Genomic DNA, 14,500 nt, shown 5'->3' on the forward strand with positions numbered 1-14,500 from the left:
CTCCCGATGGTTTTCGCCGAGTTCGCCGGCTGGGGACCGCAGTCCGCGGGCGCCTGAACAAGGCGCCGGAGCGGATGCCGGAGGGCTCATAGCACAGGCGGCGGCCCGCTTCGAGCCCGGCGCCGCATTGCCAAGAGCCGCCGCGATGCCGATTTTCTGACCTGCCGCAACCGATAGGGAAGCCGCCTGCCGATGACCTCTCCCCCGAGCGACGCCGCGCCCGCCGGCCCCGCCGCTGATCGGCCCGGCGCCGACCGCCCCGCCGCCCTCGCCGGCGACGACCTCCGGCGCCGCGCCCTCGCCCGCCACCGCTTCTGGGCGAGCGGGCTGCTGGTCGCCGTCGCGGCCGGCTTCGTCGCGACCCTGCAGGTGCCGGAGCCCGGCTTCTGGGTGCTGCTCGCCAAGGCCGGCTGCGAGGCGGCGCTGGTCGGCGGCCTGGCGGACTGGTTCGCTGTCACCGCGCTGTTCCGCCGCCCGCTCGGCCTGCCGATCCCGCACACCGCGGTGATCCCGAGCAACCAGGCGCGCATCGGCGAGGGCCTGGGCCGCTTCGTCGAGCACCACTTCCTGGAGCCGGACCTGGTCGCCGGCCGGCTGCTCAGCGCGCGGCCCTCGGCGCGCCTGGCGCACTGGCTGGCCGAGCGCGAGCACGCCGAGCTGATCGTCGAGCGCCTGGCCGCGGCGGCGCCGGTGCTGCTGCGATCGATCCAGGACCGCGAGATCCGCGGCTTCGTCGCCGGCGCGCTGGAGCGCGAGCTCAAGGGCCGCGACCTGGGGCCGCTGCTCGGCCGCCTGCTCGGCCTGCTGCGCGAGGGCGGCCGCCACCAGGAGCTCTTCGACCAGGCGCTGGCGACGGTGCGCCGCCTGCTCGCCGAGAACCGCGAGCGGGTGTTCCGGGTGATCACCGACCGCAGCCGCTGGTACGTGCCGAAGACGATCGACCGCAAGGTCGCCACCGCCCTGCTGGAGGGCGCCGACGAGATCCTGGCCGAGCTCTCGACCCGCGACCACGAGGCGCGCCGGCGCTTCGACGCCGCCGTCGGCCGCTGGATCGAGGAGCTGCACAGCGACCCCGCGACCCGGGCCCGGGTCGCCGAGTGGCGCGACCGGCTGCTCGCCAACCCGCAGATGCGGCTCTATCTGGCCGGCCTCGGCGAGGATCTGCGCGAGCGCCTGATCGGCGAGTTCGAGGACCCCGACTCGGCGCTGCGCGAGGCCCTGGTCGACGGCCTGCAGGCGCTGGCGCGCGCGATGGAGCAGGACCCGCACATGCAGGAGCGACTCGACCGCCGCCTGGCCGAGATCGCGCGCGGCCTGGTGCCGCCCTTCCGCCACGAGATCGGCGGCTTCATCGCCGAGGTCGTCAAGGGCTGGGAGACCCGCACCGTGGTCGAGCGCATCGAACTCGCGGTCGGCCGCGACCTGCAGTACATTCGCATCAACGGCACGCTGGTCGGCGCCCTGGTCGGCTGCCTGCTGTTCCTGGCCACGCATTCCCTGATCTGAGGGTGGCCGGCCCCGCGGGTGGGTGAAGTGCTGATTCGGCGCTCGGTTGCGGGTGGCGCCCAAGTCCGGATGATCTAAGCTACCGCCGACCAGGGCCGCACGATGCGCCAGTTGCGGGTGGCGCCCAAGTCCGGATGATCTAAGCTCGATCTGCGACTGATCCGCGTCGCGGGTGCGTTGCGGGTGGCGCCCAAGTCCGGATGATCTAAGCTACATCGGCCATCGTTCCAACTCCTCCTGTTGTTGCGGGTGGCGCCCAAGTCCGGATGATCTAAGCTCTTCAGGGATTGCGCGGCACTCACCGCCACGTTGCGGGTGGCGCCCAAGTCCGGATGATCTAAGCTAGTCGAGTGCATCGAGCCGCCTGTTTCGGGGTTGCGGGTGGCGCCCAAGTCCGGATGATCTAAGCTCTGGATCGGGAGCGGCTTGAGCAGATCAAGGTTGCGGGTGGCGCCCAAGTCCGGATGATCTAAGCTAAGGGCGTTCGCATCCTTCTTCGAGATGCGGTTGCGGGTGGCGCCCAAGTCCGGATGATCTAAGCTCGATACCTCCCTGTTCCAACTGGCCCGGCCGTTGCGGGTGGCGCCCAAGTCCGGATGATCTAAGCTCGGCGGGCGTGACGAAACGGTCCTGAGTAAGTTGCGGGTGGCGCCCAAGTCCGGATGATCTAAGCTGAGCGGGCCTTGGACGACTATCGCGTCAGGGTTGAGGGTGGCGCCCAAGTCCGGATGATCTAAGCTCCGTCGCACTTGCCGTCGCGCAGCACACGGGTTGCGGGTGGCGCCCAAGTCCGGATGATCTAAGCTCTCGGGCGTCCATGGGGTGTTCTGGCCGTTGTTGCGGGTGGCGCCCAAGTCCGGATGATCTAAGCTTGGGCGCCAACGGGATGCTGACTGGCGGCGGTTGCGGGTGGCGCCCAAGTCCGGATGATCTAAGCTAGGGCGGGGCCGCGCACGGGCTCAGGTCCGGTTGCGGGTGGCGCCCAAGTCCGGATGATCTAAGCTCAGGAGGGCGAGGCCGATGTCATTACGGCTGTTGCGGGTGGCGCCCAAGTCCGGATGATCTAAGCTCTGCTGCGGGCCCTCTCGCTCGGCCTTCATGTTGCGGGTGGCGCCCAAGTCCGGATGATCTAAGCTGCGCCAGGCCGCCGGCTTCCCGACCCGGCGGTTGCGGGTGGCGCCCAAGTCCGGATGATCTAAGCTGCGCAAGCAGATGGACCGCTGGTCCGGCATGTTGCGGGTGGCGCCCAAGTCCGGATGATCTAAGCTCGGCAACGGCTCCGATCATCAGATCCCGCAGTTGCGGGTGGCGCCCAAGTCCGGATGATCTAAGCTTCCAGTTGACAGCGCCCGCAGTCCGCTGGAGTTGCGGGTGGCGCCCAAGTCCGGATGATCTAAGCTGGCTCTGGCCATCCCGATTCTGTGCGTCGTGTTGCGGGTGGCGCCCAAGTCCGGATGATCTAAGCTTCCGCGCGCTCAAAGGTGTGGGCGTTGGTCGTTGCGGGTGGCGCCCAGGTCCGGATGATCTAAGCTCTTGTTGATCGCATCCAGCGCCTCGTCGCGGTTGCGGGTGGCGCCCAGGTCCGGATGATCTAAGCTCCGCCGCCGCCACTGCCGTCGAGCTTGTAGGTTGCGGGTGGCGCCCAGGTCCGGATGATCTAAGCTGAACACCGGGTCCTGCCGCAGCTGCTGCAGGTTGCGGGTGGCGCCCAGGTCCGGATGATCTAAGCTGGTGCTGATCGAGGAGAACGGTCTCTGCCGGTTGCGGGTGGCGCCCAGGTCCGGATGATCTAAGCTTGCCTGGCCAGGCGGCGGCCCGGCCGCGGCGTTGCGGGTGGCGCCCAGGTCCGGATGATCTAAGCTGGATAAGCCGCAAATGCCTGATTCAAAAGGGTGTTTGCGGCCTTCCATCTCAGCGGAAGCGGAGCGGCCTCTCTAGAACAGCACGAGTTGACCCGGTTTCTCCGGATTGCCGGCGCGCCGGCCCTCGAAGACCCGGATGCTCTCGTACTGCTTATCCGTGATCGTGAGCACATGGACCGAGCCGTTCTGCGGAAGTCGCTTCTGGATGCGCGACTCCATCGCCGCCGCGGCATCCTTGCCGTCCAGGAGTCGGTAGTAGATGGAATACTGGGCCATGCGGAATCCCTCATCCAGCAGATAGTTCCGGAAATCCGTCGCCGCCTTGCGCTCGGACTTCTCGCCGACCGGAAGGTCGAAGGACACCATCATCCACAAGGCTCGATACCCGCTGATCCAGGTCTGACGGTCGGGAATCATCGACTAGATCAACTGGTCCAGCGGGCGGATCGATGCGATCTCGAGCTGCGGTCGCCTGGTCCGGAGGCTGGCGACGAGCGACTGCGCCGTCCTGGCCAGACAGTTGATCACGGGGGCGAGGCCACGCTCGGCTTGCATGTCGGCCTGCAGGACAGCGGCCAAACGCCGCTTTTCAGGCACACCCAGTTCCACCTCTTCGCCCTTCATCTCGCGCACGCAAGCATCGACCATGGGCCGGAAAGGCTCCATCAGGTCGTCAATCAACGCGAAGGCGTTGACGCGGCTCTTGTGGTGCAGGCCGAGCGCCGGGTGCAGGCCGGCCGCACAAGCGGCGCGCGCAGAAGCGGCACGCAGGACGGTGTAGCCGTAGTTCAGCAGAGCGTTGACCCCCTCGGCTCGCCGGTCCCGCCGGAACTCACTGCCCATGAGGGCGGGCCAGTAGTGCCTCGCCGCCTGCGCCTCGCGGTTGTCCAGGTCTCCGGACCTGACCTGCCGGAACAGAACGTCCAGCTCGTCCAGCGCCGGATGCGCGGGTCGATACCGCTTCAGCACCTGGGCCTGATTGGCGATCTTGGCGCGCACGAGGGCTTGCCACAGCCGCTTCCGGAGGGGCTCGGACGCAGCGATCTGATCATGCAGCACGCCCGCCGACTCGAAGTGGCTGTCGAAGGGAAGCGTGAGCGCCACGGGGTGCCAGTTTCTCCCGCAGGTCACGATCACCGCGCGCCGCTCGGCCAGCTCCACCATGAGCGCTTTCGAGAGCGTAACCTGAGGTCCCGCCAGGATCAGGGCGGTAATGTCGTCCAGCGCGACCCTGCCGATCTCGCCTCCCTCGTCCGAAACCTTCAGAAATCCCCGATGGACCGCGAGGTGTCGCCCCGCTTCCATGACTTCGACGAGACCGCCGATCATGGGGCTTTTCCCGCCGGCAGCCCCCGCACGCGCCCGTCGGGCTCGACGCGGAGCTTGCGGAGACTTCGCGCGCCGAGAACGTTGATGCTGACGTAGTTTCTGTCGCTGTCGGACAGGTTATGCGGCCTCAGGTCCAACTTGTTGTTCGTGGTGCTGAAGCCGCCGACGCGCATCACGTGCCAGAGCCCGGAGTCGAGATAGGCCACCATGTCGTCCTTGTAGAGGCGTGCCACCAGTCTCGCCGAGGGGTGGGGCCGAAGAACGTCGGGCGGCGGAACTCCCTCGGGCGTGTCCGCATAGGCCCAGAACACGCCTTGCCATCGATGCTCGCCGGACTTCCATGCCCCGGGCTTCCCGACCGGGCACCTCCAGACGTCGCAGCAGACGTAGGAATCCGCCTTGTAGCCCTTGAAGGGCGCGGAGGGCCGCGCCACCACGGTCTGATCCCTGACCAGGATTCGGACGTCTCTGACGCCCCGCTCCCGACTGAACGCCGCAAGCGCCTTGGCCGGCGCTTCCTTTGAATCGGCCGCCCGCTCGATGCAGGCGAGGACCTCCGCGCGAAGTTGGCGATCGCGAATTGCTTCATACTCTTTCGGCGTCAACGCCATGACCGGCTTCCGGACCACGAGATTGTGCTCCGGCAGGTCCGGATCGCGCTTCTCCGGAGCCACGAAGCCGTAAGCCGTCTCCTTGAACATCGCCGCCTGCCAGCCGTGGTCGGGCTTGCAGGCCACGACGATCTCGGGAACCCGCTGCCGCAGCGCCTTCTCGATATGCGAAGGCAGTTCGGGCACCTCGACGCGCAGCAGCCCGTCGGCGCTCCTGGCGCTCATCCTCGACACCGCGTTGAGGGTGGCGCGATCCGCAAGGGCGATGACCGCCGCGTCGACGGCGTGGTGGCGATGATCCTCGCGGGACTTGCGATTGTCGTCGGACAGGATGCCGTTGAGCCGCCACTTGCCGCGCAGCAGCGCCGTCAGGCCGCCTCGGTTGGGCACGATCTGCTCGACGCCTCTCAGGCAGCCGAGATACTGGACGGCGGCGCGGGCGATGTAGGCATTGTCGGTCAACTGGCGGGCGATGAAATCGCTGTCGCGCTCGAATCTCGCCATCGCTTCGGGTCCGAAGCGCCAGGACTTGTTGGCCGGCAGCGCTTCGCCCCGAGCCCGCACCTCGTCCCACGCGATCCCTTCCTTGAGGTGGAGGTCGGTCGCGAAGGCTTCGTAGGGAGTCAGGTTGCCCTTCAGGCGATTGGCCCAGCGCAGCGCGACGGTCAGGTTGGCCATGGAGCTGTCCAACGTCCGCTTGAAGGGCAGGATGTGCTCGATCTCGGCTTCGCCGTTCATCAGCTGGGCGAAGGAGATGGTGCGGCCGGAGAAGGGGCAGCGCCGGGCCAGCTCGTTGGCGCCGAGCTCCTCCCAGAGCTTGATCTTCCTGACGTCGAGAGCCGAGGGATTTGGAATGCCGTGGCGCATCAGGTCGGCCCGGATGCGCTCGTTCTCTCTCTCGTTTCGGCCCTGACGCACGGTCTCTTCGTCGCGCTCCTTCTTGGTCTTCTTGAGATCCCGGGAAAGCTCGACGTGGATTTCGACCGGCGGAGCGCCGAAACGCTCGATCAGGGAGTTCATCACTCGCCGCAGGGCATTGAGCGCGACGTGCACGGTCGGATTGTTGATTCGTCCGAAGTGCCGCTCCGGAAGCGCCTTGCGATCCGCCGTGGGGTCCGCGCCGAGCAGCGATCCGCGCAGGATCTCGCCATAGTAGGGTAGAGACTCGCGATCCCCCTCGCCGAGCCGAAGGCTGTGATGGAGTGGCGTCCCGTCGTCTCCTGGAATCTCGCCGACCGCCTCCCAGTAGAGCAGCCCCTGATCGCGCAGAATGGGTACGACACACTCCATGAAGGCGCGCGACACGTTGGCGGTCGCCCGCGAAAGCCGGAGAGCGGAGAGCGCCTCGATCGCATCGCCGGGCAGCGCGAACTCGCTGGCAAGACGCTCGGTCAGCGCTTCCGGCTGGTCCTCTTCCAGCAGGGCAACGAAGATGTCGTCGAGCCGACCGCCATCGCCCTCTTCGCTCGCTCGTGCGTGCCACAGCGCCGCGAGCGACGGATGCCGGGAGAAGGCGGCCGCGACTGGGTGCGGCTTCAGCCCCTTGCGCTTCTCGCTCTCCAGGTTGAAGCGCCGGCAATCGGGAAAAAGCGGACTGCCGTCGACGCGCTTCTCCTTGCGCAAGCTGTCGAACTTCACTTCCGACTTCCGGGTCAGGAGCAGGGCGAGGACGGTACGGCGCTGCTCCGCATCCAGGCTGTGCTCGGCAAGGTCCCGGTCGACGCAGCGCAGCGCGTTGAGTTCCTGGTAGATCCTGAAGTCGTGGCCGATCGGCGTGTCCCGCCAATGTCGTCTCTCGGTCGGAAAGAAGCTGCACGCCCCCCGCTCGACCGGTTTCAACGGCCATTGGAAAAGGATGTAGCGATCACGCAGGCGGTCCCAATCCGCAGTCGATAGGGCATGATCCCCTGCCTGTCGTGCGCGAATGGCATCGAACTCGGCCGCGTACATGCTTCGCTCCGGATAGATTTCCGAATCGCCCCGGAAGCGGATGGGACCGGCATAGCGGCTCTTTCCTTCGCCCTTCTTTTCCTCGCAGTAGCGCGCCCAGAGGAACTGGCCGAGCGTGCGGTCCGACAGCCTCTCCTGAAGGGCCTCGATACGTTCCCGCAGCTTGCCGCCGTCCTCGTCGGAAGCCTCGATGCGGTTGGACTGGAAGCCGCGGCGCAGGCCCAGATGAAAGAGCACGCGACCCAGCTCGTGGGGGCTCAGAACACGTTCCAGCGCCTCGGCCCGCAGCCGATAGGGGTTGTTCTTCTCGCGATCGGCCTCGGTCTTGCGGGTCTGGAACAGGCTCTGCCTCTCCTTCTCGGACTCGGGCAGCAGGCCGAGGGCCAGAAGCTCCCGTCCAAGGGCGCGCAAGCGCGTCTTGCGTCGATCCCGATTGCGCCGCATCCCCCGCGCCAGACGCCGCCCCACCGCCCTGCTTTCGCCGACGCGGCCGCCCTTGGCCGGCTCTCGCCCGTCGGGAAAGATGTAGACCCCCCCATCCACCGATGCCGTGACCCGCCAACGGTCTCGTGCCTTCTCGACAGAGAAGGCCCACCAACCCAATGAGTTCGTTCCGAGGTCGATCCCCAATCGCCAGTGCATGACGCCCCCTTCTCGCTCTACGAGTACCCCTTGCATCATGGACCCGTCGCGGTTAGCCTACCAAGGCTTAGATCATCTGGACTTGGGCTCTGCCCGTTAACAAGACTCAAGTCACCAAATTGAAAGGCCCGGTTCGCCGGGCCTTTCCTTTGGCCGTCCCTCGTGTTCATGCGACGCCGAGGCCTGCGCTGCGGCTTGTGCTAGAATCTTGTTGTACGCCGCCCGGAACTGGCGGTTCGCGCCGCGCGTTCGGGTCGCGGCGGCGCGGAGGGCGCTTGGGAGGAACGGCGATGGCGGATCCCACTGAAGACCGGTCGCTGAGCGACCTGGCGGCGCGCGAAGAGATCTACGAGGCCATGGACATCTACGGCCTGACCGAGGCCGAGGAGATCGCGGCGCAGCTGGGGCTGCCGCTCGAGCAGGTCGAGCGGGTCCTGCGCACCCTCGAGACCGAGCTGCCGCTCGACGACATCGAGGACGGGGCCTGACCTGCGACCAGGCCTGACCCGCGCCGCCGCCGGACAGCCGGCCGCGGGGTAGCTGCCCTGCGGGCGAGGCCTCTTGCCCTTTGCCCGGGGGCGCGGCATTGCTTGCCGCCGCACCGATGGACCAAGCCGACGGCAACCAGGCGGGCGGCGAACAGGCAGGAGACGAGGCGATGGCGGAGCTGCGCAAGAACCCCTTCAAGCAGGCGATCCGGGAGGGCCGGCCGCAGATCGGCCTGTGGTCGCAGCTGATCCACCCGCTGGTGCTCGACATCCTGAAGGAGTCCGGCTTCGACTGGATCGTGCTCGACATGGAGCACGGCCAGAACGAGATCCAGGACGTCATGGTCCAGCAGATGGCGATGACCGGCGGCACCGCCGAGGCGGTCGTGCGGCCGGCCTGGAACGACATGGTCGTGCTCAAGCGGATCCTCGACACCGGCGCCCAGACCGTGCTGGTGCCGATGATCGAGGACGCCGAGGCGGCGGCCGACGCCGTCTCCTTCTGCCGCTACCCGCCGCAGGGCCAGCGCGGCGTCGCCTCGGGCATGCGCGCCAACCGCTTCGGCCGCATCAAGGGCTACCACGCCAAGGCCAACGAGGAGATCTGCGTCCTGGTCCAGGTCGAGACCCGCAAGGCCTTCGAGAACATCGACGCGATCGCCGCTGTCGAGGGCGTCGACGGCGTCTTCATCGGGCCCTCAGACCTCTCGGCCGGGCTCGGCCACCTCGGCAACCCGGCCCACCCGGAGGTCCAGGAGGCCATCGCCACGGCGGTCGAGCGCTGCAAGGCCGCCGGCAAGCCGGCCGGCATCCTGACCGCCGACAACGCCGCCGCCGAGCGCTACCTCGGCCTCGGCTACACCTTCGTCGCGGTCGGCGGCGACACCAACGTCCTGATCGGCGCCGCCGACGCCCTGGCCGCCAAGTTCCTGAAGATCGTCGGGCGGTAGCGGGCGGCCGGGGCTGGCGTCCACCGCCACCGCCTACCCCGCCAGCAGCAGGGCCCCGTAGAGGAGCGTGCCCAGGCCGAAGGGCCAGAAGCGGGTGCCGCGCTCCTCGGGCAGCTCCTCCTTCAGCACGTTGAGGACGACGCCGCCGGCCAGGAAGGCGAAGAGACCGCCGATGGCCAGCGGCGGCAGCGCCACCGCCAGGCCGAGCGCCCAGCCGCCGAGCACGGCGCCTGCGAGCAGCCAGCGGCCCCGGCGCTCGTAGCGCTCCTTGTGGTGCTCGCGCAGACCCAGGTCGGTGGTGACGAAGTGCAACGCCATGGCGACGAAGTAGATCGCCAGGCTCCACAGGCCGGGCTCCTCGCGGTGCAGCAGCAGGTAGCCGATCAGCAGGTTGTAGAGCCCGAAGGGCCCGAGGTGCAGCCAGAACAGCTCGCCCTCGACCCGGTCCTCGCCGCGCTGTTCCCGGCTGCGCGCCCGCGAGGCCTTGGCCAGGCGCTCCAGGCCGTAGAAGGTCGCCAGCCCGACCAGGGCCAGCGAGTAGACCCAGGCCTCGGCCGTCTCCTCGGGCAGCCCGAGCGCCTCGGCGAAGACCTCCTGGTGGCTGCCGAGCTCCGGCAGCACGTGCAGAAAGACGTAGGCGACCGCGACCCCGCCCGAGAAGGACAGCCAGGCGTGGCGCGCGTCCCGCTCGAGGAAGCCGAGGCGGTGGATCTGGAGATGCGTCAGCGCGAAGACGCCCGCGCAGAGCAGGGTCAGCAGGTCGGCGATCGGCACTGTGGAGCCCCCCTTCGACAGCGCGGCGACGGTAGGCGAAGTCGGCGGCCGGCGCCAGAGCCGGCGGACCTCTGAAGCGCGGGGGCGGGCTTGCGGGGCCGGGCCGCCCGACCCTACCCTGCCCCGGTGCCGGTGCCGCCCGGGTCGCCGGCGAGGGCAAAGGAGCTCGAAAGCATGGCGTGCCTGCGTGGCCGGACGGCGGGGACGGCGCCATGAAGCTCTTCGAGTGCCAGCACTGCGGCCAGCTGCTCTATTTCGAGAACACGGCCTGCGAGCGCTGCGGCCGCCGGCTCGGCTATCTGGCCGAGGCGGCGACGCTGAGCGCGCTGGAACCGGCGGAGGGGGAGCGCTGGCGCGCGCTGGCGGCGCCCGAACGGCCGCTGCTCTTCTGCGCCAACGCCGAGCACGGGGCCTGCAACTGGCTGGTTCCGGCCGACGGCCCGCACGCCTTCTGCCGCGCCTGCCGCCTAAACCGTACGATCCCCGACCTCGCCACGCCCGGCAACCTGCTGCTCTGGCAGCGCCTGGAGGCGGCCAAGCACCGGCTGGTCTACGGACTGCTGCGCCTCGGCCTGCCGCTGACCAGCCGCTTCGACGATCCGCAAGGCGGCGTCGCCTTCGACTTCCTGGCCGGCTCGGGCCCGCGCTCCCAGGAAGGGCAGCCGGTGGTCACCGGCCACGACCGCGGCCTGATCACCATCGACATCGCCGAGGCCGACGAGGTCGAGCGGGCCCGCCACCGCCAGGACCTGGCCGAGTCCTACCGCACGCTGCTCGGCCACTTCCGCCACGAGATCGGCCACCACTACTGGGACCGGCTGGTCCGCGGCGGCCTCTGGCACACGGCCTTCCGCGAGCTGTTCGGCGACGAGCGCGCCGACTACGCCGCGGCGCTGCAGGCCCACTACGCCGCGGGTCCGCCCGCCGGCTGGGAGCAGCGCTGCGTCAGCAGCTACGCCACGGCCCATCCCTGGGAGGACTTCGCCGAGACCTGGGCGCACTACCTGCACATCGTCGACACGCTGGAGACGGCCTGGGCCTTCGGCCTGCAGATCCGGGCGGCGGCCGGGCGCAATCCCAGAATCGCCATGGCCATCGACTTCGATCCCTGCCCGGAGACCGACTTCGACGCCCTGGTCGCGGCCTGGCTGCCGCTGACCTACGCGGTCAACAGTCTCAACCACAGCATGGGCCAGCCGGAGCTCTACCCCTTCGTCCTGGCGCCGGAGATCCTGGGCAAGCTGCGCTTCGTCCACGGCCTGGTGCGGCGCGCCTCGGGCTGAGGCTAGCCGCGGTGGCTCGGGGAGCTGGAGCGATAGGGCAGGCCCTGGCGCCAGGCCACGGAGTCCTTGCAGCGCCCGCAGACGCGCTCGCCGGCCCAGGCGCTCGGGAACATGCCGCCGCAACGCAGGCAGGCGCGACCCGACGGCACCGCGGCCGGCCGCGGCTCGGAGTCCTGCTCGACCTCCCGCGCCGGGTCCGCGCCGGGCGCAAGCCGCGCGTCGAGCGACGGCTCCTGCCCCGGCGCCTCCCCCGGGCTGTCGACAGGACAGGTGGCCCGGCTTCGCAAGCTATCCATCTCAGTCATCCTTCCTCCTGGGCCTCTCCTGGTCTCGCCCCCTCCTGGTCGCGCGCCAGCGCCGCCTCCAGCTCCGCCGGATCGGCGGTCAGAGCGCCGCCCCCGCCCGGGGTGCCGGGCGGCAGGCGCAGCACCGTGAGCACGCGCCCGTAGGCGGCGAAGGACAGGCCCTCGATTCGCTCCTCCTCGACCTCCACGCAATAGGATCCGGCGGCCAGGGGCTCGCCGAAGCCGGTGAGCCGGAAAGGCCGACGAAACGTCACGATGGATTCGCTTGTGCGTTCCGTCACCGGCACGCCCCCCGCGTTCGACCTTCGCCGCAGGCATTGGCCCGAAGTCGTGAAGCCTCACCTGCGAGTATAATTGGAAAACATGGGCCGGTCCAAATTTCCTTAGCGAATATTTTACGGTTGGACTCGAAGCGACCGAAACTACTGAAGGAAACCGATCGACTAGTTGGCGGCGAAGGCCCTCACGGCAGGTCTCGGCGGAAGGTCAGGGAGGTCGGCCGCGCGTAGCCCGGATAGGCCGTGTCGGCGCCGCGCTGGAAGCCCAGCGCGGCGAAGACGCGATGGTTGTCGGTGAGCTCGATGCGCGTCTGCAACTCCAGCGCCCGGCAGCCGGCCGCGGTCGCGAGGCGCAGGGCCTCGGCGACCAGGGCCCGGCCCAGGCCGCGGCCCTGGAGCGCCGGCTCGACGGCGATCTTGCCGAGGTAGGCCGGCGCCCCTGGCGCCGCCGCGCCGAGCCGCAGGAAGGCGCAGGCGAGCGGCGCACCGCCTGCGTCGCGGACCAGCAGCAGCCGCTCGTGCGCGGCCTTCTCCGCAAGGCTCGCGACATCCAGCGCCCGCACCGAGGAGGGCGGGTCGATGCGTCCCTCCTGGCCGGCGAAGCTGCGCCGGATCAGCGCCAGCAGCGCCGGCCAGTCCCGGAAATCGGCGGGCCCGGCTTCGACCCGCCAGGGCGCCGGCGCGGCGAGGCGCGCCGCGAGCGCCTCCAGGACCGCGGCGCCGGCGCGCGCCAGGGTCGCCGGCGTCAGCCGGCCCTCGCCGTCGGCCTCGGCGGCGGGCGGGACGTGGAGGAAGCCGCAGGGCAGCTCGCCCAGGCGCTGCTCGCCCAGGCGTTGCTCGACAGCATGGCGGATGCGGAAGAAGAGGTCGTTACAGACGTAGCCGCCGGCGTCGTCGGACCAGCCGACCGCCACCGCCGCCGCCTCGAGCGCGCGGAACAGGGCGCCGAGCGGCAAGGTCGAGCCGTAGCTCGCCGGCGCCCCCTCGAGGATCGGCCCCGGGGGCTGGCAGCGCCCGGCGGCGTCGGGGCGATCGGGCCGGCTGCCGTTGCGTGCCCGGCGCTCCAGACGGATCGGCCCGGGGCCGGCGACGCCGAGCATGACCACGGCGGCGGGGCGCTCGGCCTCGATCGCCTCGACAAGCTCGTCCGCGGCAGCCGCGAACACGGTCGGCAGTACCCGCGTCGCCAGGCCGGCGCCGGCCGGACCCTCGGCGAGCGCGCGGACCAGGCGCTCGCTGGGATTGCACTCGACGCCCGGAAAGGGGCCGAAGCCGGACAGCAGGATGCGCGACACGGGAGGAGGGTCGCTCCGCGGCTGGGAGGGTCGCGGGATGCTACGCCGGATCCGGCTCGCCGCGCGACAGCGGCAGCCCGGTGACGTCGTAGGTCCAGACGCGGAAGGACTTGAGGGTATGGGGGCCGAAGGAGTTCATCAGCGGGATGTCGGCGGCGTCGCGGCCGCGCGCGACGACGATGCGACCGATGCGCGGAATGTTGTTGCGCGGGTCGAAGGTCATCCAGCGGCCGTCGAGGAAGACCTCCATCCAGGCGCTGAAGTCCATCGGGTCGTTGATCGGCACGCCGATGTCGCCGAGGTAGCCGTTGACGTAGCGCGCCGGGATGTTCATGGCGCGGCAGAAGGCAATCGCCAGATGGGCGTAGTCGCGGCAGACGCCGACCTTTTCCTCGTGGCCCTCGAAGGCGGTCCGGGTCGAGCGGGCGGCCATGTAGTCGAAGGCGATGTGGCCGTGGACGTAGTCGCAGATCGCCTGGACCCGGCTCCAGCCCGGGGCGACCTGGCCGAACAGGTCCCAGGCGCTCTGGCTCAGGCGGTCGGTCTCGCAATAGCGGCTGCCCATCAGATAGACGAGGCACTCGTCGGGCAGCTCGGCGACCGGCACCTGGGCGGCCTCGGCGAAGACCGGGTCGTGGGCCCCGCTGTCCTCGATGGTGCCGTCGCCCCACAGCGAGAAGTCGCCGGCCGGCGCCACGAAGCGCCGGCAGACGTTGCCGAAGAGGTCCTTGTAGGTGCGCGTCTCGATCTGCGGCTGCGTCACCACCTGCTCGGGCACGCGCAGGTCGGCGGCGCGCTCGTCGTGCACGGTCAGCAGGCAGACCATCGGGGTCGGCCCCGGGCAGGTCACGGTGATGTCGTAGCCGTAGCGGATGAGCATGGGCACCTTTCAGAATCTCGCACGCCGGGAGGAGCGCTGCTGTCCTGAAGATGGGGCCACGGTGGCTTTCCTGCAACGCGCGCGCTCGCGGAAGGTCCGTCGGCCTCCGTCTCCCACGCCCCTCGACAAGCTCGGGACGAAGCAGAGGTGGGCGCTGAAAGAAGCAGAGGTGGGCGCTGAAAGAAGCAGAGGTGGGCGCTGAAAGACTGCTTCGTCCCGAGCTTTGTATGGGGCTTTCTATGTCAATGGCTCCTGCTGTTGATCGGCGGCCAGCGCTGAGCAGCGGGCGGGACGGAGAGCGGAGCCGAGGGGAGCCTGCCGAGATGGTGCGGGCGCCGCACCACGAC

At 69.5% G+C, this 14,500-nt stretch carries 12 protein-coding genes and 1 CRISPR repeat array; of the genes, 4 read left to right on the forward strand and 8 right to left on the reverse strand.

Features of this window, described 5'->3' with window-relative positions:
* Positions 1 to 192: 192 nt before the first annotated feature.
* The gene (locus tag WD341_RS05130) at positions 193 to 1,506 is read left to right on the forward strand and encodes a DUF445 domain-containing protein (RefSeq protein ID WP_368424355.1); all 1,314 of its coding nucleotides are present in this window, start codon (positions 193 to 195) and stop codon (positions 1,504 to 1,506) included.
* A gap of 45 nt (positions 1,507 to 1,551) precedes the next feature.
* A CRISPR array of direct repeats spans positions 1,552 to 3,368; the repeat unit is 36 nt; unit sequence GTTGCGGGTGGCGCCCAAGTCCGGATGATCTAAGCT.
* Between the two features lie 72 nt (positions 3,369 to 3,440).
* Here WD341_RS05130 and cas2 read toward each other — a convergent pair.
* Genes cas2 through cas9 form a run of 3 tightly spaced genes read right to left on the reverse strand, consistent with a single transcriptional unit; the run spans position 3,441 to position 7,900 of the window.
* Complete coding sequence (cas2, locus tag WD341_RS05135) at positions 3,441 to 3,785, reverse strand: CRISPR-associated endonuclease Cas2 (protein ID WP_368424356.1); 345 nt, start codon at positions 3,783 to 3,785, stop codon at positions 3,441 to 3,443.
* A 3-nt stretch (positions 3,786 to 3,788) separates the two neighbouring features.
* A complete protein-coding gene (gene cas1 / locus WD341_RS05140; protein ID WP_368424357.1) occupies positions 3,789 to 4,697 on the reverse strand; it encodes a type II CRISPR-associated endonuclease Cas1 in 909 nt (302 codons plus the stop codon).
* Positions 4,694 to 7,900, reverse strand: a complete 3,207-nt coding sequence (gene cas9 / locus WD341_RS05145; protein ID WP_368424358.1) for a type II CRISPR RNA-guided endonuclease Cas9 — start codon at positions 7,898 to 7,900, stop codon at positions 4,694 to 4,696. Before cas9 ends, cas1 begins: the two co-directional genes overlap by 4 nt.
* A gap of 290 nt (positions 7,901 to 8,190) precedes the next feature.
* Here cas9 and WD341_RS05150 point away from each other — a divergent pair, with 290 nt between their 5' ends.
* Together WD341_RS05150 and WD341_RS05155 are read left to right on the forward strand one after the other, a co-directional pair.
* The gene (locus WD341_RS05150) at positions 8,191 to 8,388 is read left to right on the forward strand and encodes a hypothetical protein (RefSeq protein WP_368424359.1); all 198 of its coding nucleotides are present in this window, start codon (positions 8,191 to 8,193) and stop codon (positions 8,386 to 8,388) included.
* Between the two features lie 170 nt (positions 8,389 to 8,558).
* Positions 8,559 to 9,338: an HpcH/HpaI aldolase/citrate lyase family protein gene (locus tag WD341_RS05155; RefSeq protein WP_368424360.1), complete on the forward strand. Its 780-nt coding sequence runs from the start codon at positions 8,559 to 8,561 to the stop codon at positions 9,336 to 9,338.
* A 33-nt stretch (positions 9,339 to 9,371) separates the two neighbouring features.
* Here WD341_RS05155 and WD341_RS05160 read toward each other — a convergent pair whose 3' ends face one another.
* Positions 9,372 to 10,112, reverse strand: a complete 741-nt coding sequence (locus tag WD341_RS05160; protein ID WP_368424361.1) for a hypothetical protein — start codon at positions 10,110 to 10,112, stop codon at positions 9,372 to 9,374.
* 212 nt (positions 10,113 to 10,324) lie between these two features.
* On the opposite strand from WD341_RS05160, the gene WD341_RS05165 reads away from it, so the two are divergent.
* A complete protein-coding gene (locus WD341_RS05165) occupies positions 10,325 to 11,395 on the forward strand; it encodes a putative zinc-binding metallopeptidase (protein ID WP_368424362.1) in 1,071 nt (356 codons plus the stop codon).
* Between the two features lie 2 nt (positions 11,396 to 11,397).
* Here the strand turns inward: WD341_RS05165 and WD341_RS05170 are convergent, their stop codons facing one another.
* From WD341_RS05170 to WD341_RS05185, 4 genes are all read right to left on the reverse strand, one after another.
* The gene (locus WD341_RS05170) at positions 11,398 to 11,691 is read right to left on the reverse strand and encodes a hypothetical protein (RefSeq protein WP_368424363.1); all 294 of its coding nucleotides are present in this window, start codon (positions 11,689 to 11,691) and stop codon (positions 11,398 to 11,400) included.
* Between the two features lie 5 nt (positions 11,692 to 11,696).
* Complete coding sequence (locus WD341_RS05175) at positions 11,697 to 11,954, reverse strand: hypothetical protein (protein ID WP_368424364.1); 258 nt, start codon at positions 11,952 to 11,954, stop codon at positions 11,697 to 11,699.
* 209 nt (positions 11,955 to 12,163) lie between these two features.
* Positions 12,164 to 13,273 carry a GNAT family N-acetyltransferase gene (locus tag WD341_RS05180; RefSeq protein ID WP_368424365.1) on the reverse strand — a complete coding sequence of 370 codons (1,110 nt, stop codon included), beginning with the start codon at positions 13,271 to 13,273 and terminating at the stop codon, positions 12,164 to 12,166.
* Positions 13,274 to 13,313: 40 nt separating this feature from the next.
* The gene (locus WD341_RS05185; RefSeq protein ID WP_368424367.1) at positions 13,314 to 14,153 is read right to left on the reverse strand and encodes a transglutaminase family protein; all 840 of its coding nucleotides are present in this window, start codon (positions 14,151 to 14,153) and stop codon (positions 13,314 to 13,316) included.
* Between the last annotated feature and the right edge of the window lie 347 nt (positions 14,154 to 14,500).

Origin of the sequence: Tistlia sp. (genome assembly GCF_040905785.1) — a bacterium.
Classification (GTDB): domain Bacteria; phylum Pseudomonadota; class Alphaproteobacteria; order Kiloniellales; family DSM-21159; genus Tistlia.